Below are 20,921 nucleotides of genomic sequence, written 5' to 3' on the forward strand. Positions count from 1 at the left end.
AAAAATTTTTAGGTTTTTCAAAAAAAAGTTAGGTGTTTTGATATGCGCATTGATATAAGTTGAAAAATGTGATAAAATAATAAATAGTTTGTGTCTCATTTAATGGTAATCAAATCAAATAAGTCCCTTGTTTCAATTGTAAGGATTTGTTTGATTTTAAGACGAAATAAGTTTTATTATTTTTCTGCCGGAAAAGAAAATAATAAAAATAGCAGAAATGAGGCAAGGATACAAGAGAGGAGAGAATATCATGGCAGTACTTCAGTCATTCAGGGCGTTACGCCCTGTGCAGGAAAAGGCAGCAGATGTAGCTGCGCTTCCGTATGATGTAGTAAACAGAGAAGAAGCAAAGGCAATCGGAGATAAGAACCCATTATCTTTTCTTCATGTAGACAGACCGGAAATGGATCTGAAACCGGAGATTGACCTATATGATGAACGGGTTTATGAGAAAGCAAGAGAAAATCTTATTGACATGGAAAAAGCAGGAATTTTTCTCCAGGATGAAAAGCCTTGCTACTACATATATGAACTTGTAAGAAAGGGCAGGACGCAGACTGGCATTGTAGGATGCAGCTCTATTGATGATTATATGAATGGTGTAGTCAAGAAACATGAGCTGACCAGGGAAGATAAGGAACAGGACAGAATTCACCACGTGGATTCCTGCAATGCTAACACAGGCCCTATTTTTCTTGCATGCAGATATCCGGAATCGCTTCTTAAGCTAATGAATGACTGGAAAGAAAATCATGAAGCAGCATATGATTTTACGGAGGATGATCAGATTACACATAGAGTGTGGATGATTGATAATCAGGAGATTATTGGTGAAATACGTGAAGAATTTGAAGGAATTGATTCTCTTTATATCGCTGATGGGCATCATCGTGCGGCTTCTGCGGTAAAAGTAGGTTTAAAGAGAAGAGAACAGAATCCAGATTACACAGGTGAAGAAGAATTCAATTATTTCTTATCCGTTGTATTTCCGTATGATCAGCTTTGTATTCTTCCATATAACAGGGTTGTCAGAGACTTGAATGGTCTGACTGTAAAAGCGTTTCTGGGGGCGCTGAAATTTAATTTTGAACTGATGCTGATGCCTGGATTTCCATGTAAACCTGTAGAAAAGCATTGTATGGGAATGTATGTAGATGGACAGTGGTATCATCTGAAGGCATGGCCGGATGTTTATGAGAAAAAAGATGTGGTAGGACAGCTTGATGTATCTATCCTTCAGGAAAAAGTTCTCAGTCCGATTCTCGGAATCGAAGACCCACGTACAGACCAGAGGATTTCTTTTGTAGGGGGAAATCATAAGGCAGCAGAACTTGCCCGGCTGGCAGACAAAACCGGTGGCGTGGCCTTTGTTATGTATCCGACTTCCATGGAAGATCTGATGAAGATTGCTGATGAGAGCAAATTAATGCCGCCAAAATCCACATGGTTCGAACCGAAGCTCCGGAGTGGATTGTTTATACATAAACTGTAGAAATATATTTTATAAAAATCTTATAATTTCGACATGGACTTTTATTCCTTTCGATGGTACAATGAATTCATACAAAAGAGAACGAAATGTACTGAATTATGAAAGGAGGGAGAGTAAATGGAAGATACAGAATTGAGAAGTATTCTTTTTTCTATTCAGGGAAGCATTATTGGTTTGCAAAGTGATATGTCTGATATGAAGAATGATATGGCAGGTATGAAAACCGATATTGCGAATATGAAAACCGATATCGCGAATATGAAAACCGATATCACGAATATGAAAACCGATATCGCGAATATGAAAACCGATATCGCGAATATGAAAACTGATATCACGAATATGAAAGCTGATATCATAAATGTGAAGTCAGATATTAAAGAATTGCAGGGAAGTGTGAAAAAGATCGAACTTAAACTGGAAAATGAAATTGACAGAAAGATATCTGCCCTCTTTGATGCACATATTGATGAACTTCGCTATAGGAAAGAGAATAAAGAAACCAGGGAGAAAGTTGCCAGTTTGGAAATGCGCGTAGATAATCTTGAAAAAGTGGTTATGACAGCGTAGAGGAACTTAGAATACATATGATAAACCAGGAAGAAGCCTTATATTACAGAGAACATATATAAAATTTCTTTCTGGTTAATTTTAGGTGATTTTACAGAAAATAGTTGAAATCAGAGGATGGATTTGTTATACTTATATTTGTTGCGGGGTATGGCGTAGCTTGGTAGCGCGCACGGCTGGGGGCCGTGAGGTCGCAGGTTCAAATCCTGTTGCCCCGATTTAAAAAGTCTTGATTTTCAAGGCTTTTTGTTTTTCGTGTTGCATTTCGTGTTGCATAAATCATTGAAGTGATTGTTAGCAATGTCTGAATATTCTTTTGCTTTATCTGAAAGGGCATGCCTGTATACAGCCTTTAGAACCCCATCATTACTCCAGCCACCACGTTGCATAATATAAGCGTCAGGAACGCCAAGGGCGTGTTGGATAGAAGCGGAGTAATGCCGCAGATCATGAAAGCGGAAATGCGGCAAACCTGCACCTTTCAGGCAATGTTCAAACCGTTTGGTTATAACATCTGGATTAAGGTCCACGATTCTGCCATGAATTCCCTTCCATTTTTTAACAACGAAATCAGGAAAGTCAATAAATCTATCGCCGGCATAGGACTTGGGAGTTTTGATGATCCATTCCAGATCCTGGTTTAGAACCATGTTCTTGTTTACATGAACGATACTTCCAGAGATATCATCCGATTCCAATGCACAGATTTCTCCACGACGCATGGGACCGAATGCAGCGAGAAGGATAGGAAGCTCCATCTCAGTTCCTTTAACAAAGTCAAGGAGCTGCTTTATTTCATTATCAGTAGGAATATATAGATCAACCCGCTTCTTCTTCGGAAGGGCTGTATTTAGTGCAAATTCTGGCTGGTATGCTTTGAAAGTCGCCGATATAAGCCCATGAATATTCCTCACTGTTTTCGGTGAATGGGTAAGAGATTCATAATTTATTGCCTTCTGCACATCATCCTGCGTGATCAGGTCTATTTTCTTCTTCATTAAATCTTTACAATATCTTTTACGCATCTTTCTGTATTCAGATATGGTCCTTGGTGACAATACATTTTCTCTGGAATTAATATAGTTATCCATTGCATCCCCGAAGTCTATTGATTGTATACCCGAAAACTGTTCTTTGTCCGCCGCCCATGCAGCGGCTTCTGCCTCGCACTTTCGTTTCCCTCTTGTGGAAGGATCATCACAAGTGAAGGACTTATAGATCCGTTTCTTTTTCACGGTTCCGTCAGGCTGGATCTGTTCCTCAAAATGAGAGAACACCTGACATCTCCATGACCCAGATGGAAGTTTTTTTGCAGTTGCCATAGTATCTCCTCCTTAAAAATGGGTATAAAAATAACAGCCACACAAACGTTCGGCTTGTGTAACTGCTCCGAAGATGATACAATATCTTTGCTTAAGAGGTATCTCTTCGGAGATTCTATTCACCGTCTCAGTACGCCAATACTGGGGCGGTTTTTATATTAAAAAGATCTTTTTGAAGCGAATATTAAAGAAATCAGGTCAGAACCATTAATGGATCCATCTATTAATTTTTGCAAGAAATCTCTATCCCATAACTGAATACCTATTTCAGTAGCCAATTCTTGCGCTTGATTAGTATAATATTGATTTGTAATAACAACACCTACTTTTGCGTGGTAGTAATTCATTCCGCCGGTTATTTCATGCACGGCATGAACACCGACATTTGATGAATAACGCTTGCATTGAAATGCGTATAGAACCCCGTTATATTTAGCTAGGATATCTACACCGAAATCATTGCTAGCAGGAGTTATAGTTATATCTGAAAAACCAACATCATGTAATAAATGAGCGCAATATTCTTCAAAATCGTATCCATTCATATAATCAAATTTATCATTGTAATATTTAAAACGCTTATCATTTGAAGCAACTACAGGTGATTCGAACGTTGATAGACATGTTTTTAAATTGTCAGGGATACATAATTTTGCAAATAAACCATTATTTAAGGCCTTTTGAAATTCCTTATATGACATTAAAACTTGGCGAGGCTGAGTTCCGATTTCGGGTCCAACAATTCCAGCGATTTCAAGTTGATTTAATATTTTTTCGGCACGATTAAATCCTATTTTACATGATCTTTGTATCATACCAACAGATGCCTTTTCTTTTTTTAATACAGAATAAGCTGCTTCTGTGAAGTAAAAATCTAATTCATCTGACAATAATTCAGGAGGAACTGTTGGAAATAAAAAGTCCGATGGATTATTCTGAATAGGAGTAAAAACTTCCTTCTTTTCTGATATTGAATCGCAGGTATTTAAAGCTATACTCTCCGGAGGAGTATTCTTTTTGTGGGATATGTAATTATAAATTATCTTAATAATTTTATATAGTATAAAAAGCGTAAACCAAATCAGAATAATTATGAAAATAATTTTTGCTGATTTTTTTAAAAAATTTAAGATGCTAATGCCATATTTGTCGTAGACATAGTATACAAAAGCAATAATGATAAAATATCCCAAGCAACTACCATCATTTTTTGAATGTTTAGAACTCATAATCAAACATTTCTTCTTTCTTAAATGTATATCAAATTACTAAAAAGAATCAATCTGGCGGAGCAATCAGATGTATTACTGCAAATGGTTCAAAATAAATTATGTAATTATCCACAGATACACATAATCCATACTTTGATTTATAGCAATCAATAGCTTCTTTTAAATATTCTTCTGTAGCATCCAGACACTCAGCCATCTCATAAAAATTCCTGCAACCGGACTCATAGGCTCCGATCAGACCGGTAAGCCCGATCTTAAGATTATAACCATATAATCGTGCCCGGTATTCCTGCTTACGGTTCATGATATTACTCTGATCCAAAATATCTCCAGTAGTAGTGTAATGATGCCCAAGCTCTTCTGCCAGTACGCAGGACTTTTCTATCTGAGTAGGAAGTGACCGATTAATGGCAATTCTGTTCTTGTATATCCGGCCGCCATAACCAGAAAGCTCCTTTTCTTTAACAATCAAATTCTCAGAATCGGATAAAGTTAATAGTTCTTCGTAGGTCAATAGAATCGCCCCTTTACGAATTTATAGTAAAAAGTTTATGTAAAATAGTTAAGCATCTTTATGACAGCATTTTTTACAAGGTTGAAATCCCTGTTTTTGAGCATCGGAAAGTTCCAACTCAATAGGCTTTTTTATACCGCAACAATGCTGATCTATATGATACTTACTACTTTTGGCCGAAATCCAAACGGGAGTTCGCTGAATTATATTTATGTTTAATATTTGCCCAAGGTAAGTTATATCTTCAGGATACATAGAACAGTGTCGACTTAGCTGCAGATTTAGAGCTTCGCTTAAATTCTCAAATGGTTGTTGATATCTCAACATATTTAATAGAAATAGTAACTGGCTAAAACCACGAAGATTGTTCGCTTCGGCAGGAGGACGTAGTCTGCTACTGCATTCATGATTATATACTCGCCCGCCATGTGCTGACAAATTTCGGTATTCAATACAGATAAACAAGGTGTCCATCATTAAGGGAATAAGTGCAGTATCAGGAATGCCAAGAGTATTGGCGTCATACATTTTCTGTGCAAGGGCAAGTTGCTCTTCATGTTTAAATAAATTTATAAAATTTACAATAGTGCTAAAATACACACTTTTAAATAGAATCCAAGGCGGTACGACGCCATATTTTTGAGAGTAATGGGCAATAGGATTCTTGTCAGTATTTAAAGTTTTTTTCAATGTATCAAGGATTGCAGGCAAAGTGAAACGTTGCTTCCTTTTCTTTTTGTTAACATAATTACGGTATTGAAGGTAATCGTTTTGATTTGTGCCATATTTATAAGCGATAACATCAGCAGCTGCTTCTTTAACGTATTCTTCTAAGTCAAGCATAGAAGCCATAACTGCATTTCTAAGATTTTTGTCCAGTATATATAAAGATTGAATCTGTTCAAAAGTAACACCTGATCGATATTTTTTTGAACATTCTTCAGACATAATCGTGTAAGGATCACGATAACTTTTAATTAAATTTGAATAGCCATATAATGCAAGTTCAGAACGGGCAAAATCGAGGTTACTAATAATCAATCCTTGTTTTTTTAATTTTTCAATCTGTTCATCTACTGTTGCGTAGAGAATAGTATCTTTATCCATAAATATCCTCCAAAATAATGCAAAAAGAGCTTTGGAATACAATCCCAAAGCTCTTCCGCGACCGCCCAGCAGTCATTCACTAATTAGTGACATTATAGCATATGCAAAGACTTTGTCAAGTATTCATTGCTGAAAAATATAGGTATATTTTATTTAAGGATGATTTAGATCCATTCTTTATCATCTTTCATAACATCATCCGCATGTTTCTTTTGCTCCTCAGTTGGATTCATCTCATGTGCAGCGTTTGGCAGCAGATCATCCTCCATCTGCTGGGTGGAGAGGAGATTCTTGGAATAGGTAAGAACCTTTCTTTGGTTGTGAGCAGATAACTGTTCACATACCTCTATGATTTCCTTGCATTGAGAAGAACTTGAAACTGCTTGGATTGAATCTGCATTATCTTCAATAAGTTGTATAGACTGCTTGCCATCTAACATTTTTAATAAAGTGTCTAATTCAATTCCCATGCCAGATGCAACTTTTGCCATAGAAGGCAACGTTGGGGAAATTGGCTTATTATTTCTTGGGTTAATATTATTTTCCAGCATGGAAATATAACCTTTACTTAGAGAACAAGCACTTGCAAATTCTCCTATTGTAATATTGTTGCGGTCACGATAATTTTTAATGATATCACCTAGTGTCATTGAATCACCTCTTTTTTGTTTAGTATATTGTACAACATGTTGAAAAAATAGTCAACAAAAATGTTCAACATACTTGACAAAATGAAAATGGGGTGCTATGATACAAACAGTTCAACATGATGAACGGAAAGGAGATGATTAATAAATGGGATATAAGATAAAAGAGTGCAGAAAAGAGAAAAAAATGTCTCAATGCGAATTGGCGGAAAAAAGTGGAGTATCGCGAACTGTTATATCTGGTTTAGAAAGTGGGGCAATCACAACGACTACGACAGATACTCTTTTAAAGATAGCAAAAGCACTTAATAAAAAAGTATCAGAAATTTTTTTTGAAGCATAGTTCAACATGTTGAAAATTTAGATACCCAGAAAGGAGGGACAAAATAAGTGCTGATAATTATGACATCCGTAATTGTATCAGCAATTACTGCCAAAATAGTAGCCACCTACTATTTTAAGAAAGTAGATGGCTATGTAAAAGAAATGTGCAAAATGACAATCAAAAGCAATGAAAATACATTAGCTACTTTACACAGACTTCAAAAAAATTCTTCCCAAGAGGAGTGAAGAAACCAAGATATTTATGAATAGCTGCCCTTTTTGAAGCGTAGAAGCGAATAGCTTTTGAAGAAAAAGCCTTGTAGTAATCGGTTTCCTCGAATGGAATATAAACTGACTTATCTGAAAAGGAAGAGTTAGTATCTAATGCAATTATTCCAAGTCTTTCTAAAGATGAAATTGCAGAAGAGGTGCTCCATATATCAATATCTGAAAGCGAAGATATATAAACGGCAGGAAACTGCAATTCGTAACTGGAAGTCAGATGATTTTCAAGCACATAATCAACAACTGGAAAATTATATTTAGGGTGAAGCGTTTTTAAAATTCTAGCATCGATGGGACTCATCTGCTTGATAATTTCTGCAAAAGATGGGTGAACATTTGAAACGTAATGGCTATCCATAGATTTGGAAATTAAATTTACAAACAGCTTACGAAGTTCTTCTGATTCAATACAGTATTTCGAATTTTCAAGAGCCTGTGCTGTTATTTGGATATTTGGTTCAATGAGGTTTTCTTCAGGAATGGATGAAATTACTTGAGACAATTCCTGCTTGTAAAGTTCCAAATTGTGGGCATATTTCATACGGCGTTTATCTGCTGCTTGTGAGATGCCACCAAAAACCAGATACGATACATCAGATAATGTCTGCCCTATTCCCTGTGTTGGCTTATCAGTAAGATTTTTGACAGCATTATCGATAGAATCTGGGAGTTCAGGCAAATCAATAAGGGGAGAATTTTTATCGGACATAATTATTACCTTCTTTCTTATGTATTGGGTACGTCACTACCCTGTAATACAAGAATAGGAGAGAAACAAAGAAAAGTCAATAGAGATACCCAGAAAGAGAGGTGAGATAAAAAGCAATGAATATAAAAGAGATGAATTACCCTGTTAATGCCGGAATCACCAAGGCCATAAAAGAAAAAGGATTAAAACAGGTTTATGTAGCAGAACGTGTTGGCTGTACACCACAGAAGTTAAATGACATGATTGCAGGCAGATGCTTAATTAAAGCGTGTGATATTCCAAGAATCGCAAAAGCTCTTGGAGTTGAAATAAATTATCTTTTTGAAATAGAGAAAGGAGCATAGGCAAATGGAAAAAGACCTCATACAGCTAGAAGTAACTGCGGATATAACAGAGGCACAGGAGAAAATAAGCTATTTAGTGGAATTATTAAAAGAAGCCAATTCATTGGCAGATGAACTGGCTTCCAAAAAACTCAATATTTTTATTTATATGAAATATTGAGTTTAAGATCAATTTCATTGTGACAAAACGGGCAAAGACTTTTTCCGGGAGTTACGGAAACTGAGGAGCGACAATGCGGACATTCTATATCGTAACAACGAGAATTTGCTTGTTGCTCAATATTAGAACGCATTGTTTTTTCTAAATCTCTGGAAAAACGATTCATGTCAGATTTGCTGAATAAATTATATTTTTTTGCCATACATACACCACCTTTCTATTAAAATTGAACGTTCTAATAGTATGTTACTATAAAAATACTAGAATGTCAATATAATGTATAGAAAATATGTTTGCACACAATATATTGCGTATATATGTAATGGTTTAGATATCCAGAAAGAGAGGTGAGGCAAACAATGCCAAAAGTAAAATTAAACCGCGATGCTCCACTCAATGAAGCTGCAAAAAGATTTTATCACTTTTTCAGAGCTGGGAAAAGCAAATCCCAGATCTGTAAATTAATGGGATACAGTGATGCGACAGACTGTAACAGACTCAAAGCCCCGGAGTTCTTTACTCTCCGGGAGCTGAGAATCCTTTACAAAGAAGCACAGTTACCCGATGAAGAATTTATGAAGATGATCCGAGAGGAGAAATAAATGAAACAGTACATAATCATAGCCCTCTGCATCCTTGCAGGGAAGTACGTAGATATTCCGATCTGGTTAAACGTCCTCTTTGGGATATCCGCATACTGGGCGGTAAGCCAGATCAATAGAGAATGGGAGTAGAAATGACAGAAGAAGAGAGAAAGAGAGAAGTAGAACGGATTTCCAGAAAAACCCAGAAGTCCGTAAAAACTCCCTCAAACGAACAGAGAATCATCCGTATTGTTCGATTTAAAGCCGGAAACCTTGCAAGTTATATAGGCACTCTGGAAGAAGCAACCAGAAAAGCAAAAGAGATGGAATGCCTGTACGGTCCGATCGAACATATTGAATAAAAAAGAATCGGAGGAAAAGTAATGTTTAAACAGAAATTAAAAGAGATTTTAGAACTTACGCTCGAAGCGGCAGATAAAACAGAAACATATATAAGCTACCATTACGGAAATCAATCAGAATCATTGTCAGTATTTGTAGGTGAAGAAGTGTTTACTGTTTCAGACAATAAACATATGGAAGAAAGCATGGACGAAATCAGGGAAGCATTGTTGAAACTGATCAAATAAAAAGACTCATGTAATGCAAATACATGAGTCAGGGTGACTTTCTGCCACTTGGATAATAAAACCTATAAAAAATATAACATCCAGGTGTCAGAAAGTCAAGATTCAAGCAGGAAAAACCTGCTATATTTTTAACTCTTTTTCAGGGGCGGAAAGCCTCTTGGAAGCTCGATTAGGGGTATTAGACTTACGACAGGAGACACTTATATGAGGTGGGCATATATCAGAGAGGTATGGGAGTTTGACAGCACCATAGAGATAGAGGAGAAGCATACAGGAAGATATGGAGCAAAGGGACAGGTAAGAGAAGAAAAAAGAAAAGCCACTCCGGAAGAGATCGCAAAGCAGAATCAGTGGAGACGGCAAAGAGACGTCAGGAGACTGATCAAGTGGAACTTCTCCCCAGGCGATTACTGGATGACTCTTACCTACAAAAAAGGAGAACGTCCCACGTGGGAACAGATGAAAAAAGATTTGGCAAAGCTGATTAGGAAATTGAGAGCAAAATATAAAAAGAATGGGTGGGGGCTGAAATACATCTACCGTCTGGCAATCGGAAAGAAAGGTGGTCCCCATGTACATCTTCTGGTAAACCGCGAAGCCAATGAAACCACCGGTACGGACAAGCTACTTTCAGAGATCTGGGAAAACGGACATGTATATTTCGCTTCCCTTTACGATGCCGGCGGATATGTAAAACTTGCAGAGTACATTACGAAGCCTTTGGAAGAACATGAACCGGATGAAATCAAACGTTACAGCTGTTCTCGGAATCTGATCAGAAAGGAACCGGATAGAAAAAAAGTCAAACGCCGGAGTCTGGTAGACAAACAGGGACAGATGATCTACCCAACTGCCCGAAAGGGATACTACATAGACCCTGAGTCAGTAAAGATGGGAATCAATCCGTTCACTGGCTATGCGTACCGACATTATACGCTCATAAAGATAGACAGGAGGATTTAAAGATGGGAGAACCCAGGATGGCAAGAGTAGATGTTTCTATTCTTGTCAGAAAAAAAGGTGCAAAAGTAAAGAAAGGTAAATACCTGTACATAATTGCCAGCAAGGATTTCCCTAAAGGCCCTGGGAATCCTATCAGCGGATCAGCGTATGTAGAAAACACAACAGTAAACCGAATGGCTCTGCAATGCCTGGTGGATGCCTTGCAGAGAATACATAGACCATCCATGGTCACAATCCACACAACCAGTGGGTACCTTCAGAACGGATACCGCAGCCTTCCGGAATGGAAAGAAAACGGATGGACCAGAAAAGACAAGAAGGAATTACGCAATGCAGACCTCTGGCAGCAGGCGGACAAGCTGTTAAGTAACCATGCAGTGCGATTCAAAATGCAAATATAAAAACGCGAAAGGAGAACATGATGTTCGAGAAATTTGGAGAAATGAGTTCATACACAGAGATCAATGAACTGGCAGCCAATCTTCTGCAGGAAGGAGATCTGGACAGCTTAAAAGAGCTGGCAAAGGAAAACGGCATTCCGGATGATTATGTAGAAATGTATCTGGAAGAAGCCATCCCATCCCTCTGCGATTCCACATCTGCAGCCATTGGCAAGATCGATGTGGAATGCATGAAATTAAAACCTAAGGAACTGATGCTGGACTGGGTAGAGTACATCAAGGGACTCTGTATGGAGAATGAGATGATCGCCCACCAGATCCGCAAGAAAGGAAAGACTCTGCAGGGATGCATGGCGGTTCTGTTGGAATATTCTTTTAAAAACCAGATCACGGTAGATAAAACGATTATAAAGGCAGCAGGAGTTAGCGCCGGCAAGGTGACATTTGGAGTTCCCGGCATGGCAAAAGCCAAGGAACTGATCCGGGACTACTACATGGGAGGGACAAAGGCATGAAGCGGACAAAATTATTACGCTGCATCCCATGCACAGTCCCAAAAGTAAAAGACTCCGACAGCGTGATTGCTGCAAGCCAGCTTCTTGAAGTGGAAGGAGAGCGGGCGGTAGAGATCAGCCTGTTCGTAAAAGGGGAACTGAAAGCCCGGTATTTCGCAGATAAAGAGAACCACAGCACATGGGTAAATGAAACATGGACAACCTGCGGACTCAAAAATGTACTCAGACTTTGCGTGGGCCAACCGGTTTTAAAAAATGACTTTTACCACAGTTCTCCGGATATGAAGTGGGCTGTACGGGAAGATAAAGACAGGGTATGTGACTTTCTGGAAACCTACAGTATTGACAGCTACGAGACTACAGTGAACGAAACAAAAAGAGACATGGCATACAGTCGGAAGCAGGAAAGAATCAATGAAATGATGGCAGAAGTTCCCTGCGTGCCGGAGGAGGCAGAAGCTTGGGTGAAAAACGAACTCTTTTCAGGAGATATCCTGTTCTTTAAAAAAGAAAAAACGCGGACTATGTTTAACTGTACCGCCTGTGGCTATGCCGGCTGGAGAAAAAATGGATGGAAGCATGGAGAAAAGACTATATGCCCGAAATGCAAAGCGCCGGTTACAGCAAATAGCAGGCAGGAAGAAAAGACAGCCAAAGCACCGGTAACCATTCTACAGCAATATGGCAAAAAGTGGGTGGAGCGTCAGTTCCAGGCAGTCTGCAGATGGACAGCAGGGAAGAAAGACATAGAACTGTTCGAGAAGATCAGAGCCATCATACCGCTAGGGGAAACCTGGGGAAAAGTATGGTACGGCACAATTCCGGAAGCAGATGAATTTTCGCAGGAATTCTGGGACAAACCACATGGAAAGAGATTCGTTCCGTCATACCTGTATCCCGGAAATCTTCCGGAAGTGTTAAAAGCCGGAAGACTGGAACACAGCGGAATGGATATCCTTGCAAATGCAGGCATGAAATTCAACGTAAACATCTATATCATATCCTTCCACAACCACCCTTATCTGGAATATCTGGCAAAATCCGGTCTGACAAGACTGGCAGCAGATATCGTAAATGATCACTGGGCAGAGATCAACAGAAACGGAAGGAATCTCAGGGAGACACTGATGCTGGACGGAAACCATTTAAACAGGCTGAAAACGATAAACGGTGGAGCTGCCATCCTGGGATGGCTCCAATATGAACAGAACAATGACATCCGGATCACACAGGAAAGTCTGGAATGGATTGCCGGAAAGAATTTAAAAATAAGTGACTGCCAGGACATCCTTAATGAACTTGAAAGCGTAAACCGGATGGTCAATTACCTGAAGAAACAGAAAATAGCTCCAAGTAAATTCACGATCATATGGAGAGACTACCTGCGTATGGCAAGAGAAGAGGGATACGATACCACTGACGATATTGTGAGATTTCCAAAGGATTTAAAGGCTAGGCACGATCAGCTGGTAGAAGTGAGAAATCAGAGAAAGGATGATAAACGGCTGGAAGGATATAAGAAACTGGATGACCGGATAAAAGAAAGGCTTCCGGACATGAAAGATTACTTCTGGGAAGACCGGGAATACATGATCATACCGGCAGGGACTTGTAAAGAACTGATGGATGAAGGAAGAACTCTTCATCATTGTGTGGGAAGCAGTGACACCTACATGAGAAAGATGGCAGATGGCGTCAGCTGGATCCTGTTCCTGCGAAAAAAATCAGAACTGAAAAAGCCCTACTACACCATAGAGATCAGCCTGAAGGACGACCATATCATCCAGTTCTATTCAGAATATGACCGACAGCCGGATAAAGAGACCATCAATGATGTCCTGAACCGGTATAAACGGAACATCCGAAAAAAGAAGATAAAGATTCAGGTACCGGCAGCAGGCATAGCATAAGGAGGATACTATGGAATATATGCAGTTAAGTATGGATGACTATATCCAGAGCAAAAATGAGATCAAACAGGAGTTAGGCGGAATTGTAAAGAGCTTCGTGCGGATCGGCTGGCAGCTGACCAGAATCAATAAGTCAGAAGCATACAAACATGATGGTTACAGCACTATAGCGGAATTTGCCAAAGCAGAATATGGCATGAATCCATCAGGAGTCAGCCGCTTTATGAACGTCTATGAAAGATATTCCCTTCCTGGAGATACACCGGAACTTCAGGAACAGTACAAGGACTTCAAATTCGCCCAGTTGACAGAGATGCTCCAGCTTCCGGAAGAAGACAGACAGATCTTCCATGCGGAAGACAAGAGAGAAGATATCCGAGAGCTGAAGGATTTCAACAAGGAGAATGAAAACAATCCAATGAACCTGCTTGACTGGAAGTCGGCTCAGAGCACAGAAGATAAGTTAAAAGCCACTATTCAGGAGTTCTTCCATGAAAAACAGGGAGTCCTTAACACACTCTATAGCAGCGAAGCCTACCAGGCAGGAAACATCAAAGGAATGAGCCAGATCATCAATCCAGGTGACAGCATGAGCTACCGAAAGGGAACAGTGTTCCTGATGTTCCACCAGGAAGACATCACAGTGAAGATCTTCAATGGCGAAATGAAAAATATCACATGGGAACAGTTTTTTGCTTATACACAGGAGATATTCGCAGAAGCGGCAGCAGGGAACCGTACATACGAAAATTACTTCGGAATCCCAGAAGAAGCACCAGCAGAGCCGGAGAAAGAAGAAATATCTCCAACAACCGAACAGAGTGTTCGCCCAGAACCGAAAATTGCGCCGGCGCAACCAGAACCGACCAAAGAACCAGTGGAAAAAGTGGATAACTCTGTGGATAAATGTCAAAAAACAGCAGTTGAAGAAAAAGAAGAACTGCGCACGGAAAGTACAGTACTGAAACCAGATTTTCAGACATCAGAACCTAAGCCGAAAAATACGGGAAAAAGTCAAGAAATACCACTTTCAGAGCCGGAACCACAGATTCCCGGACAGGACAACATCCAGAATCATCCGGAATATATGCCAGAACCAGTAACCGAACAGGATGTTCGCCCGGAATCAGAAATTGCGCCGGCGCAATCAGAACAGCCGGTAGAAAGTCCGATAACCAGAAAAACCTACATGGATTCTTTAACAGCATATGGTACCGCCGATTATCTTGCAAAAGCAATGAGATCATTTGCAAACAAAACCTATAACATGCTTCTGGATCCTGCTTTCTGGGAAAGATGGCTGAATGAAAAAGTAGACCATAACGGAAGACCGTGGGAAAACTAAGGGTGCTTTCAAAATTCACATAGATATTATTCCTGCTCCCGAGCCTGTCAGAGGGAGCAGGGGAAAGGAGAAAACAATGTATAAATGTTGCGCAAGCCAGGACGGGATATGCCGTAACACATGGTTATATGGAACTGAATGCGATGGATATAAAGAAAAATGCAAATTACGGGGGTCTTATAAGAGTATAAGCAATGCTGCAAAAGCATATCAGCATGCAATCAGAAAAGCATTTGGAGCGGAGGATTGAGCCATGAACCTCAGACAGAAAAAGAAATTGTTTAAAAAAATAACCGGATACAATCCCAGAGGAATATCTTATGGTGACTCTGGATATCATGCAGCCATTAACAAACCATGGGGAGGATTAGCGGAATATAAGAGATTGAAAGCTACCGAAGCTGTAGAAGATTTTAACTTGGAGATTCGGAAAAGAAACAGATCAATAAGACGTTTACGGAGGTACACCAGATGAATCAGGAAGGATTACTGTTTCCAAAAGGAATCATCAAAAAGAAACGAAAAAAACATCACAAAAGCATCATTGACAGAGACATGAAGGGCCAGTGCTTCATATGCGGCAAAACCGGCTACACAGAACGCCATCACATCTACGGAAGTGCAAACCGTAAGTATTCCGAGCAATATGGCTTGACTGTATATCTTTGCCCGGAATGCCACAGGACCTCAGATGTATCTGCACATAAGAACAAAGAAGTCAGATACACCCTGCAACGGATCGGCCAGAGAACTTTTGAAACCAAATGCGGCAGCAGAGAACAATTTGTAAAGATGTTTGGAAAGAATTACCTGGAGGATGAAAAATGAACGTAGGAAAAGCAGCAGCAATATTTAAAAACATTTATAACGAGGAAACAGAAGTAGAGGACAAACTTACAGCTATTCAGGACGTAAGTGGATGGGCTACACACAACGGCATCACTAAGAAAGAGATGGTGGAAGTTATCCGCTGGCTGATCGAAGAATATATCTAAGGAGGCACACAAGATGAATGATGACAGAGCAAAGACCTGCAAACACAGTACCGGACAGATTGGCCAGCTTGCAGTATACGTCCTTCCGACATGCCCGAATATGAGCATGATTAAGGGAAGATTCGTAACAACCAGACAGAGATGCCGTAAATGCAGATTCTACAAGGAGAAAAAATGAACCTATATGAGATTACAGATATGAAAACGGGAAAAGTGATAGAGCCTGTAATAGCATTAAGAGAAGCATCAGAAAAAATCAACTGTAAGTCGCACGTGATATCAAATGCCTATTATGGGGGGCACCTTGCAAACCGTAGATATAGAGTGATGATGGTAGATGAAACGATTAAAAGAAAAGACATGATATGGGTAGAATGGGACGTATGCAGAAGACAGCTGTTAAAATTATGCGGGAGGGATGAATAATGGGAAGAAACGCTGAAGGTTATCCGGATCCAACAGCTAGTAAAGCAATCCGGGCAGCAGGACATATGCCAGAACAGATATATAAAGACTATTGTATCCTTCGGGCAATGGCATACCGTATGGGACTGGAGATAACCGGATTAAGAGACCAAAAGACAGGAAGGGAATACAGAAAATGAGAAAACGCTTAAGATACTGGTTATTCGAAACCAGAGGAAAGAAATGCAGATTCTGCTGTTTATTCTGCCATTACTGGCACTTATGTAAAAATGATACATAAAAAGAAGGAGGCCGGGAACAATCATGCTCCCGGCTAAAAGTATGAAAAAGAAAAAAGTTTTGCAATTACTCTTTGCTCTGTACAGGTAATAATATATCCAGAAAATGTGAGCAATATGTGATGCAAGTTTGAAGAATTTGTGAGAGGGGAGCGATATCGATGGACAAGAATATCTTAAGCCAATACATAGACGCCTGCGAACTGATTAGAGAGACAGAAGAGGAAATTAAAAAGCTAAACCGAAAGAAAAAGACAGTAATACAGACCAATGTATCCGGAAGCAATCCTGAGTTTCCTTATAACCCACAACATTTTAAAATCCAGGGAACAACATTTAACTATACAGATGACAGCCAACTCCGATATCAGAAGAAGATTTTGGAAGAAAGAAAATCCCAGACAGAGCAGTTAAAAACAAACGTGGAAGAGTGGCTAAATACAATTCCTCCAAGAATGCAGAGAATCATAAAATACAAAGTGTTTGAAGAACTGACGTGGCAGCAGGTAGCTGGAAAGATGGGAAGAAGAGCAACAGAAGAGAGCATAAAAAAAGAATTTCAAAGATTTTTTAAAGAAAATTAAAATTTGTCCCGAATGTCCCAAATGTCCCGATTCAAAATGTTATAGTATAAACTGAACTCAGTGGAAGATCATACAGAGTTCTCCTTCCCTTGAATGACTGCCAGTACCCACCTGACAGATCGCCAGAACATCTCACCGAGAGGGAGTGAGCGTGAGCCATGGAGCCGCAGGTTCGAATCCTGATATTCTGTTTTCTTTGGCAGGAAATTCAAGATTGTGTGTATTTTGTGGACATCCTGTAGAAATATGGGATGTTTTTATTGAAGTGAGGTAAAGAATAATGTATTATAAAAGAAAAAGCTTAAAGGATGATGTGAGTATGAAACCTCGTATATTTGTAAGCTCTACATTTTATGACTTAAAATACATAAGAGAAGACCTGGCGGGATTTATTAGAGTACATGATTTTGAACCGATTCTTTTTGAAGATGGAGATATTGGATATACACCTGGAAAAGCATTAGATAAATCATGCTATGATGCAATGAGAAATTCAGACATGGTTATTCTTATTATTGGAGGACAGTATGGCACAGCAGCTACTGGGGAAAAGGATGATGGATTTAAAGAGTTTTTGTCTATTACCAGAAAGGAATTTCAAACGGCTGTAGATTCTAATATTCCCATATTTGCTTTTATAGACGCGAATGTGTATGCAGAATATGGAATTTATGAACTGAACATGGAACAAATTGAAAATGAGAAAAATTCAATTATGTTCAGAACGACCAAAAACATTAATATATTCCGTTTCATTCGTGAGATAAAAAGCCTTAATAATATTTGCATTACAGAATTCGGAAAATCATCACAGATAAAAGAGTTTCTAAGCAAACAATGGTCAGATATGTTCAAAAAATACTTAGACTCTTTAAGAAATGATAAGGAACAAACAGAATTATTAGGAGCCATGGAATCATTGAAACTTATGATGGGAAAAATGGACGTCATGGTAAATAATATTGGTAAAAAAGTTATTCAGGAAGATACAGAATATAAAAAGGTTTTACTTTCACAAAACAAAATGATTTCACAAAATATAGGCGCAACTCTTTGTGCAGGCTTATCCTTTGAAGTAAACAATGAAAAAAGTGTAGATGAAAATTGTGAGATTATTCTAAAGAATTATAAAATATCAGCAGATTTGGTACGCCAATTAAAAAATAATGAGAGCGCAAATGATGCAGAGATAGATAAAACTATTTTTGATAATTTTTTAAACCCTTGTTCACAAGAAGGAATATACATATTTAGATATTCACAACATATGTTTTTACAAAATGATTTTTCGCTGTATTTATGTGACGAGGAAATATTTAGTGAAACAATGAAATATTTAGAAAAATATTTTGAACAGTTAAAAAGACATTAAAAAAATAAGGCAGCCTTCGGGCTGCTTTTTCTATACTCAAAAACGAAACGAATGAGAGGTGGTGAGGCTTGGCCAGAGCACCAGATAAAAGAATAGAAGAAGCCAGACAGCTATACCAGCAGGGAAAGAAACTGGTAGAAATCGCAAGCCAGTTAAACATTCCAGAAGGCACTGTAAGAAGATGGAAATGTACCCACAAATGGGATAGCGAACGTTCGGATAAAAAAAGCGAACGTTCGGAAAAGAAAAAGACGAAGAAAAAGAAAGCGGCTGAGAGTGAAGTTGAGCAGGTGATAGAAAATCCTGAATTGACTGATAAACAGCGGCTTTTTTGCGTTTATTACATTCGCAGTTTCAATGCTACAAAAGCGTACCAAAGAGCATATGGGTGCAGTTATGAAATAGCAAATGTAGAAGGATATAAGAACCTAGTAAAACCTAGTATAAAAGAAGAAATCTTTCGACTGAAGCAGGAACGTCTAAACCGAGAATTTCTTTCAGAGTCAGATATCTTCCAGAGGTACATGGATATAGCCTTCGCAGATATCACAGATTACTTAGAATTTGGTACTGAGGAAGTACCGGTGATGGCAATATATGGTCCAGTCAAAACAAAGGATCCTGAAACCGGAGAAGAGAAAACACTCACAAAGATTGTGAATACAGTCAGATTCAAAGATTCTTCCGAAGTGGACGGAACCATCCTGGCAGAAGTAAAACAAGGCAGAGACGGAGCCAGCATTAAATTATCTGACCGCATGAAGGCACTACAATGGCTATCTGACCACATGAATATGGCAACTGAGGAACAGAAAGTCAGAATTGAGCAGATCAGAGCACAGACAGAGGTTACAAAACTGAAAGCGCAGACAGGCGATAATGATGAGTTTGAAGATGATGGTTTTTTGGAAGCACTGAAAGGAACTGCTGCGGAGGACTGGAAAGATGAAGAAACAGGTATTTAAGTTTCGGTCTTTTTCGAAAAAGCAAAGAATGACTTTAAATTGGTGGACAGAGAATTGTCCAGTAAAAAATCACAGTGGCATCATTGCTGATGGAGCTATCCGATCAGGAAAGACAATCAGCATGTCGCTGTCCTTTGTTCTCTGGGCAATGAATTCGTTTGAGGGACAGAATTTTGCCATGTGTGGAAAGACAATAGGATCCTTTCGAAGAAATGTCCTGTTCTGGCTGAAACTTATGCTACGGTCAAGAGGATATTCGATCACAGATCACAGAGCAGACAATCTTGTAGTGGTCAGAAGAAAAGGAAAAGAGAATTACTTTTACATATTTGGCGGAAAAGATGAACGCTCACAGGACTTGATTCAGGGTATTACACTGGCCGGAGTATTCTTCGACGAAGTTGCACTGATGCCAGAATCATTTGTGAATCAGGCTACAGGACGATGCTCTGTAACCGGCTCAAAGTTCTGGTTCAACTGTAACCCAGACGGTCCGTATCATTGGTTTAAAACCAACTGGATTGATAAAGCAACGGAAAAGAAACTGTTATATCTTCATTTCACAATGGACGATAATCTGTCTCTGAGTGAAGAAATCAAAACCAGATACCGCAGCATGTATATCGGCGTTTTCTTTAAACGCTACATTCTTGGTTTGTGGGCGGCAGCAGAAGGCATCATCTATGATATGTTTGACGAAGAGAAACATGTTCAGAATATTCGCGATTTTTTTCAACTGTTAATCAATGGTAGCAGATATGTATCCTGCGACTACGGTACCCAGAATGCTACTGTTTTCCTGCTTTGGAATAAAGGGGTCAATGGGAAATGGTATTGCATCAGGGAGTATTACTATTCCGGAAGAGATAAAGGCAAACAGAAAACAGATTCAGAATATGCAGACGACCTGAAGGAGTGGCTGGATGAAACGAAGATCAAGGCAGTTATCGTGGATCCATCCGCTGCTTCTTTTATTGCAGAGCTTAGAAAACGTGGTTACAAGGTCATAAAGGCAAACAATGATGTACTGGATGGAATCCGTCTGGTAGGAATGCTTCTGAATATGGAACAACTTGTCTTTGCTTCTTCATGCAAGGAAACCATCAAGGAGTTTGCATCCTATATCTGGGATGAGAAAGCCTTGGAACGAGGCGAAGATAAACCAATAAAGCAGCATGATCACGCCATGGACAGCACACGCTATTTCTGTAGCACCATAATCGGTAATAGACTTGCCAAATTAAAAGAAGTAAGGATGTGAGAAGCATGTATACATTTACAATTCCA

The 20,921-nt window shown here is 39.1% G+C and carries 33 protein-coding genes and 1 tRNA gene; 27 read left to right on the forward strand and 7 right to left on the reverse strand.

What is annotated here, in order from left to right; translation table 11 throughout:
- Window positions 1-250: 250 nt before the first annotated feature.
- The 3 genes from WKT11_RS03005 (at window position 251) to WKT11_RS03015 (ending at window position 2,280) form a co-directional block, all read left to right on the forward strand.
- Window positions 251-1,492, forward strand: a complete 1,242-nt coding sequence (locus tag WKT11_RS03005) for a DUF1015 domain-containing protein (RefSeq protein WP_117674631.1) — start codon at window positions 251-253, stop codon at window positions 1,490-1,492.
- 117 nt (window positions 1,493-1,609) lie between these two features.
- A complete protein-coding gene (locus WKT11_RS03010) occupies window positions 1,610-2,062 on the forward strand; it encodes a hypothetical protein (protein WP_117843829.1) in 453 nt (150 codons plus the stop codon).
- A gap of 144 nt (window positions 2,063-2,206) precedes the next feature.
- A tRNA-Pro gene (locus tag WKT11_RS03015) sits at window positions 2,207-2,280 on the forward strand.
- Window positions 2,281-2,298: 18 nt separating this feature from the next.
- On the opposite strand, the gene WKT11_RS03020 is transcribed toward WKT11_RS03015, so the two are convergent.
- The 5 genes from WKT11_RS03020 to WKT11_RS03040 all read right to left on the reverse strand — a co-directional run bounded on the left by WKT11_RS03020 (window position 2,299) and on the right by WKT11_RS03040 (window position 6,887).
- On the reverse strand, window positions 2,299-3,384 hold the full coding sequence (locus tag WKT11_RS03020) for a site-specific integrase (RefSeq protein WP_242986697.1): 1,086 nt from the start codon (window positions 3,382-3,384) through the stop codon (window positions 2,299-2,301).
- Between the two features lie 158 nt (window positions 3,385-3,542).
- A complete protein-coding gene (locus WKT11_RS03025; RefSeq protein WP_117674629.1) occupies window positions 3,543-4,613 on the reverse strand; it encodes a restriction endonuclease in 1,071 nt (356 codons plus the stop codon).
- A 49-nt stretch (window positions 4,614-4,662) separates the two neighbouring features.
- On the reverse strand, window positions 4,663-5,130 hold the full coding sequence (locus tag WKT11_RS03030) for a hypothetical protein (RefSeq protein WP_117674628.1): 468 nt from the start codon (window positions 5,128-5,130) through the stop codon (window positions 4,663-4,665).
- A gap of 48 nt (window positions 5,131-5,178) precedes the next feature.
- Window positions 5,179-6,237, reverse strand: coding sequence for an Abi family protein (locus WKT11_RS03035; protein WP_117674627.1), 1,059 nt, complete (start codon window positions 6,235-6,237; stop codon window positions 5,179-5,181).
- A 164-nt stretch (window positions 6,238-6,401) separates the two neighbouring features.
- Complete coding sequence (locus WKT11_RS03040) at window positions 6,402-6,887, reverse strand: helix-turn-helix domain-containing protein (protein WP_117674626.1); 486 nt, start codon at window positions 6,885-6,887, stop codon at window positions 6,402-6,404.
- A gap of 145 nt (window positions 6,888-7,032) precedes the next feature.
- Between WKT11_RS03040 and WKT11_RS03045 the strand changes: the two genes are divergently transcribed.
- Window positions 7,033-7,227 (forward strand): helix-turn-helix transcriptional regulator, encoded by a 195-nt coding sequence (locus WKT11_RS03045; protein WP_117674625.1) that lies wholly within the window; start codon window positions 7,033-7,035, stop codon window positions 7,225-7,227.
- 47 nt (window positions 7,228-7,274) lie between these two features.
- A complete protein-coding gene (locus WKT11_RS03050; protein WP_340282457.1) occupies window positions 7,275-7,454 on the forward strand; it encodes a hypothetical protein in 180 nt (59 codons plus the stop codon).
- On the opposite strand, the gene WKT11_RS03055 is transcribed toward WKT11_RS03050, so the two are convergent.
- Complete coding sequence (locus WKT11_RS03055) at window positions 7,411-8,202, reverse strand: DUF4393 domain-containing protein (RefSeq protein ID WP_340282459.1); 792 nt, start codon at window positions 8,200-8,202, stop codon at window positions 7,411-7,413. The genes WKT11_RS03050 and WKT11_RS03055 overlap by 44 nt on opposite strands.
- Before the next feature lie 116 nt (window positions 8,203-8,318).
- On the opposite strand from WKT11_RS03055, the gene WKT11_RS03060 reads away from it, so the two are divergent.
- Both WKT11_RS03060 and WKT11_RS03065 read left to right on the forward strand, forming a co-directional pair.
- A complete protein-coding gene (locus tag WKT11_RS03060; RefSeq protein ID WP_117674623.1) occupies window positions 8,319-8,546 on the forward strand; it encodes a helix-turn-helix domain-containing protein in 228 nt (75 codons plus the stop codon).
- Between the two features lie 4 nt (window positions 8,547-8,550).
- Complete coding sequence (locus WKT11_RS03065) at window positions 8,551-8,706, forward strand: hypothetical protein (protein ID WP_181977654.1); 156 nt, start codon at window positions 8,551-8,553, stop codon at window positions 8,704-8,706.
- Here WKT11_RS03065 and WKT11_RS03070 read toward each other — a convergent pair.
- On the reverse strand, window positions 8,687-8,908 hold the full coding sequence (locus WKT11_RS03070; protein ID WP_147324760.1) for a hypothetical protein: 222 nt from the start codon (window positions 8,906-8,908) through the stop codon (window positions 8,687-8,689). The two genes, WKT11_RS03065 and WKT11_RS03070, sit on opposite strands and share 20 nt — an antisense overlap.
- Before the next feature lie 157 nt (window positions 8,909-9,065).
- Between WKT11_RS03070 and WKT11_RS03075 the strand changes: the two genes are divergently transcribed.
- From WKT11_RS03075 to WKT11_RS03170, 20 genes are all read left to right on the forward strand, one after another.
- Window positions 9,066-9,308 carry a hypothetical protein gene (locus tag WKT11_RS03075; RefSeq protein ID WP_117674622.1) on the forward strand — a complete coding sequence of 81 codons (243 nt, stop codon included), beginning with the start codon at window positions 9,066-9,068 and terminating at the stop codon, window positions 9,306-9,308.
- Window positions 9,309-9,440: a hypothetical protein gene (locus tag WKT11_RS03080; protein WP_278277942.1), complete on the forward strand. Its 132-nt coding sequence runs from the start codon at window positions 9,309-9,311 to the stop codon at window positions 9,438-9,440. It begins immediately after the preceding gene.
- A complete protein-coding gene (locus tag WKT11_RS03085) occupies window positions 9,431-9,652 on the forward strand; it encodes a hypothetical protein (RefSeq protein WP_182474212.1) in 222 nt (73 codons plus the stop codon). Before WKT11_RS03080 ends, WKT11_RS03085 begins: the two co-directional genes overlap by 10 nt.
- Before the next feature lie 21 nt (window positions 9,653-9,673).
- A complete protein-coding gene (locus WKT11_RS03090) occupies window positions 9,674-9,880 on the forward strand; it encodes a hypothetical protein (protein ID WP_117674620.1) in 207 nt (68 codons plus the stop codon).
- 204 nt (window positions 9,881-10,084) lie between these two features.
- A complete protein-coding gene (locus WKT11_RS03095; RefSeq protein WP_117674619.1) occupies window positions 10,085-10,843 on the forward strand; it encodes a rolling circle replication-associated protein in 759 nt (252 codons plus the stop codon).
- 2 nt (window positions 10,844-10,845) lie between these two features.
- On the forward strand, window positions 10,846-11,244 hold the full coding sequence (locus tag WKT11_RS03100; protein ID WP_340282469.1) for an RNase H family protein: 399 nt from the start codon (window positions 10,846-10,848) through the stop codon (window positions 11,242-11,244).
- 41 nt (window positions 11,245-11,285) lie between these two features.
- Window positions 11,286-11,759 (forward strand): hypothetical protein, encoded by a 474-nt coding sequence (locus WKT11_RS03105; protein ID WP_340282471.1) that lies wholly within the window; start codon window positions 11,286-11,288, stop codon window positions 11,757-11,759.
- Window positions 11,756-13,669: a PcfJ domain-containing protein gene (locus WKT11_RS03110; protein ID WP_340282473.1), complete on the forward strand. Its 1,914-nt coding sequence runs from the start codon at window positions 11,756-11,758 to the stop codon at window positions 13,667-13,669. The genes WKT11_RS03105 and WKT11_RS03110 overlap by 4 nt, the downstream gene beginning before the upstream one ends.
- Before the next feature lie 10 nt (window positions 13,670-13,679).
- Complete coding sequence (locus WKT11_RS03115; RefSeq protein ID WP_340282475.1) at window positions 13,680-15,014, forward strand: hypothetical protein; 1,335 nt, start codon at window positions 13,680-13,682, stop codon at window positions 15,012-15,014.
- A gap of 76 nt (window positions 15,015-15,090) precedes the next feature.
- Window positions 15,091-15,264 (forward strand): hypothetical protein, encoded by a 174-nt coding sequence (locus WKT11_RS03120; RefSeq protein ID WP_182364440.1) that lies wholly within the window; start codon window positions 15,091-15,093, stop codon window positions 15,262-15,264.
- Between the two features lie 3 nt (window positions 15,265-15,267).
- Window positions 15,268-15,489, forward strand: coding sequence for a hypothetical protein (locus tag WKT11_RS03125; protein WP_117843814.1), 222 nt, complete (start codon window positions 15,268-15,270; stop codon window positions 15,487-15,489).
- On the forward strand, window positions 15,486-15,842 hold the full coding sequence (locus WKT11_RS03130) for a hypothetical protein (protein ID WP_118516449.1): 357 nt from the start codon (window positions 15,486-15,488) through the stop codon (window positions 15,840-15,842). The genes WKT11_RS03125 and WKT11_RS03130 overlap by 4 nt, the downstream gene beginning before the upstream one ends.
- Window positions 15,839-16,009 carry a hypothetical protein gene (locus WKT11_RS03135; protein ID WP_181993242.1) on the forward strand — a complete coding sequence of 57 codons (171 nt, stop codon included), beginning with the start codon at window positions 15,839-15,841 and terminating at the stop codon, window positions 16,007-16,009. Before WKT11_RS03130 ends, WKT11_RS03135 begins: the two co-directional genes overlap by 4 nt.
- A gap of 13 nt (window positions 16,010-16,022) precedes the next feature.
- Window positions 16,023-16,187, forward strand: a complete 165-nt coding sequence (locus tag WKT11_RS03140) for a hypothetical protein (RefSeq protein ID WP_181977652.1) — start codon at window positions 16,023-16,025, stop codon at window positions 16,185-16,187.
- On the forward strand, window positions 16,184-16,435 hold the full coding sequence (locus WKT11_RS03145) for a hypothetical protein (protein WP_118516450.1): 252 nt from the start codon (window positions 16,184-16,186) through the stop codon (window positions 16,433-16,435). Before WKT11_RS03140 ends, WKT11_RS03145 begins: the two co-directional genes overlap by 4 nt.
- Window positions 16,435-16,614 carry a hypothetical protein gene (locus WKT11_RS03150; protein WP_118516451.1) on the forward strand — a complete coding sequence of 60 codons (180 nt, stop codon included), beginning with the start codon at window positions 16,435-16,437 and terminating at the stop codon, window positions 16,612-16,614. The genes WKT11_RS03145 and WKT11_RS03150 overlap by 1 nt, the downstream gene beginning before the upstream one ends.
- Before the next feature lie 260 nt (window positions 16,615-16,874).
- Complete coding sequence (locus tag WKT11_RS03155; RefSeq protein ID WP_340282491.1) at window positions 16,875-17,297, forward strand: RNA polymerase subunit sigma-70; 423 nt, start codon at window positions 16,875-16,877, stop codon at window positions 17,295-17,297.
- A gap of 280 nt (window positions 17,298-17,577) precedes the next feature.
- Window positions 17,578-18,669 carry a DUF4062 domain-containing protein gene (locus tag WKT11_RS03160; protein WP_340282493.1) on the forward strand — a complete coding sequence of 364 codons (1,092 nt, stop codon included), beginning with the start codon at window positions 17,578-17,580 and terminating at the stop codon, window positions 18,667-18,669.
- Between the two features lie 68 nt (window positions 18,670-18,737).
- Window positions 18,738-19,634, forward strand: a complete 897-nt coding sequence (locus WKT11_RS03165) for a terminase small subunit (RefSeq protein ID WP_340282495.1) — start codon at window positions 18,738-18,740, stop codon at window positions 19,632-19,634.
- Window positions 19,615-20,895 carry a PBSX family phage terminase large subunit gene (locus WKT11_RS03170; RefSeq protein ID WP_340282497.1) on the forward strand — a complete coding sequence of 427 codons (1,281 nt, stop codon included), beginning with the start codon at window positions 19,615-19,617 and terminating at the stop codon, window positions 20,893-20,895. The genes WKT11_RS03165 and WKT11_RS03170 overlap by 20 nt, the downstream gene beginning before the upstream one ends.
- Window positions 20,896-20,921: the final 26 nt, after the last annotated feature.

It is taken from the genome of Blautia sp. HCN-1074, from assembly GCF_037890165.1.
Taxonomy (GTDB): Bacteria; Bacillota; Clostridia; order Lachnospirales; family Lachnospiraceae; genus Blautia_A.

Coding starts and splice junctions, on each gene's coding strand:
- WKT11_RS03120 (WP_182364440.1), top strand. CDS start 15,091: ATGTATAAATGTTGCGCAAGCCAGGACGGGATATGCCGTAACACATGG.
- WKT11_RS03145 (WP_118516450.1), top strand. CDS start 16,184: ATGAACCTATATGAGATTACAGATATGAAAACGGGAAAAGTGATAGAG.
- WKT11_RS03070 (WP_147324760.1), bottom strand. CDS start 8,908: ATGGCAAAAAAATATAATTTATTCAGCAAATCTGACATGAATCGTTTT.
- WKT11_RS03055 (WP_340282459.1), bottom strand. CDS start 8,202: ATGTCCGATAAAAATTCTCCCCTTATTGATTTGCCTGAACTCCCAGAT.
- WKT11_RS03130 (WP_118516449.1), top strand. CDS start 15,486: ATGAATCAGGAAGGATTACTGTTTCCAAAAGGAATCATCAAAAAGAAA.
- WKT11_RS03040 (WP_117674626.1), bottom strand. CDS start 6,887: ATGACACTAGGTGATATCATTAAAAATTATCGTGACCGCAACAATATT.
- WKT11_RS03125 (WP_117843814.1), top strand. CDS start 15,268: ATGAACCTCAGACAGAAAAAGAAATTGTTTAAAAAAATAACCGGATAC.
- WKT11_RS03010 (WP_117843829.1), top strand. CDS start 1,610: ATGGAAGATACAGAATTGAGAAGTATTCTTTTTTCTATTCAGGGAAGC.
- WKT11_RS03170 (WP_340282497.1), top strand. CDS start 19,615: ATGAAGAAACAGGTATTTAAGTTTCGGTCTTTTTCGAAAAAGCAAAGA.
- WKT11_RS03090 (WP_117674620.1), top strand. CDS start 9,674: ATGTTTAAACAGAAATTAAAAGAGATTTTAGAACTTACGCTCGAAGCG.
- WKT11_RS03110 (WP_340282473.1), top strand. CDS start 11,756: ATGAAGCGGACAAAATTATTACGCTGCATCCCATGCACAGTCCCAAAA.
- WKT11_RS03140 (WP_181977652.1), top strand. CDS start 16,023: ATGAATGATGACAGAGCAAAGACCTGCAAACACAGTACCGGACAGATT.
- WKT11_RS03105 (WP_340282471.1), top strand. CDS start 11,286: ATGAGTTCATACACAGAGATCAATGAACTGGCAGCCAATCTTCTGCAG.
- WKT11_RS03025 (WP_117674629.1), bottom strand. CDS start 4,613: ATGAGTTCTAAACATTCAAAAAATGATGGTAGTTGCTTGGGATATTTT.
- WKT11_RS03065 (WP_181977654.1), top strand. CDS start 8,551: ATGGAAAAAGACCTCATACAGCTAGAAGTAACTGCGGATATAACAGAG.
- WKT11_RS03045 (WP_117674625.1), top strand. CDS start 7,033: ATGGGATATAAGATAAAAGAGTGCAGAAAAGAGAAAAAAATGTCTCAA.
- WKT11_RS03080 (WP_278277942.1), top strand. CDS start 9,309: ATGAAACAGTACATAATCATAGCCCTCTGCATCCTTGCAGGGAAGTAC.
- WKT11_RS03115 (WP_340282475.1), top strand. CDS start 13,680: ATGGAATATATGCAGTTAAGTATGGATGACTATATCCAGAGCAAAAAT.
- WKT11_RS03085 (WP_182474212.1), top strand. CDS start 9,431: ATGGGAGTAGAAATGACAGAAGAAGAGAGAAAGAGAGAAGTAGAACGG.
- WKT11_RS03135 (WP_181993242.1), top strand. CDS start 15,839: ATGAACGTAGGAAAAGCAGCAGCAATATTTAAAAACATTTATAACGAG.
- WKT11_RS03020 (WP_242986697.1), bottom strand. CDS start 3,384: ATGGCAACTGCAAAAAAACTTCCATCTGGGTCATGGAGATGTCAGGTG.
- WKT11_RS03100 (WP_340282469.1), top strand. CDS start 10,846: ATGGGAGAACCCAGGATGGCAAGAGTAGATGTTTCTATTCTTGTCAGA.
- WKT11_RS03160 (WP_340282493.1), top strand. CDS start 17,578: ATGTATTATAAAAGAAAAAGCTTAAAGGATGATGTGAGTATGAAACCT.
- WKT11_RS03155 (WP_340282491.1), top strand. CDS start 16,875: ATGGACAAGAATATCTTAAGCCAATACATAGACGCCTGCGAACTGATT.
- WKT11_RS03095 (WP_117674619.1), top strand. CDS start 10,085: ATGAGGTGGGCATATATCAGAGAGGTATGGGAGTTTGACAGCACCATA.
- WKT11_RS03150 (WP_118516451.1), top strand. CDS start 16,435: ATGGGAAGAAACGCTGAAGGTTATCCGGATCCAACAGCTAGTAAAGCA.
- WKT11_RS03060 (WP_117674623.1), top strand. CDS start 8,319: ATGAATATAAAAGAGATGAATTACCCTGTTAATGCCGGAATCACCAAG.
- WKT11_RS03035 (WP_117674627.1), bottom strand. CDS start 6,237: ATGGATAAAGATACTATTCTCTACGCAACAGTAGATGAACAGATTGAA.
- WKT11_RS03005 (WP_117674631.1), top strand. CDS start 251: ATGGCAGTACTTCAGTCATTCAGGGCGTTACGCCCTGTGCAGGAAAAG.
- WKT11_RS03075 (WP_117674622.1), top strand. CDS start 9,066: ATGCCAAAAGTAAAATTAAACCGCGATGCTCCACTCAATGAAGCTGCA.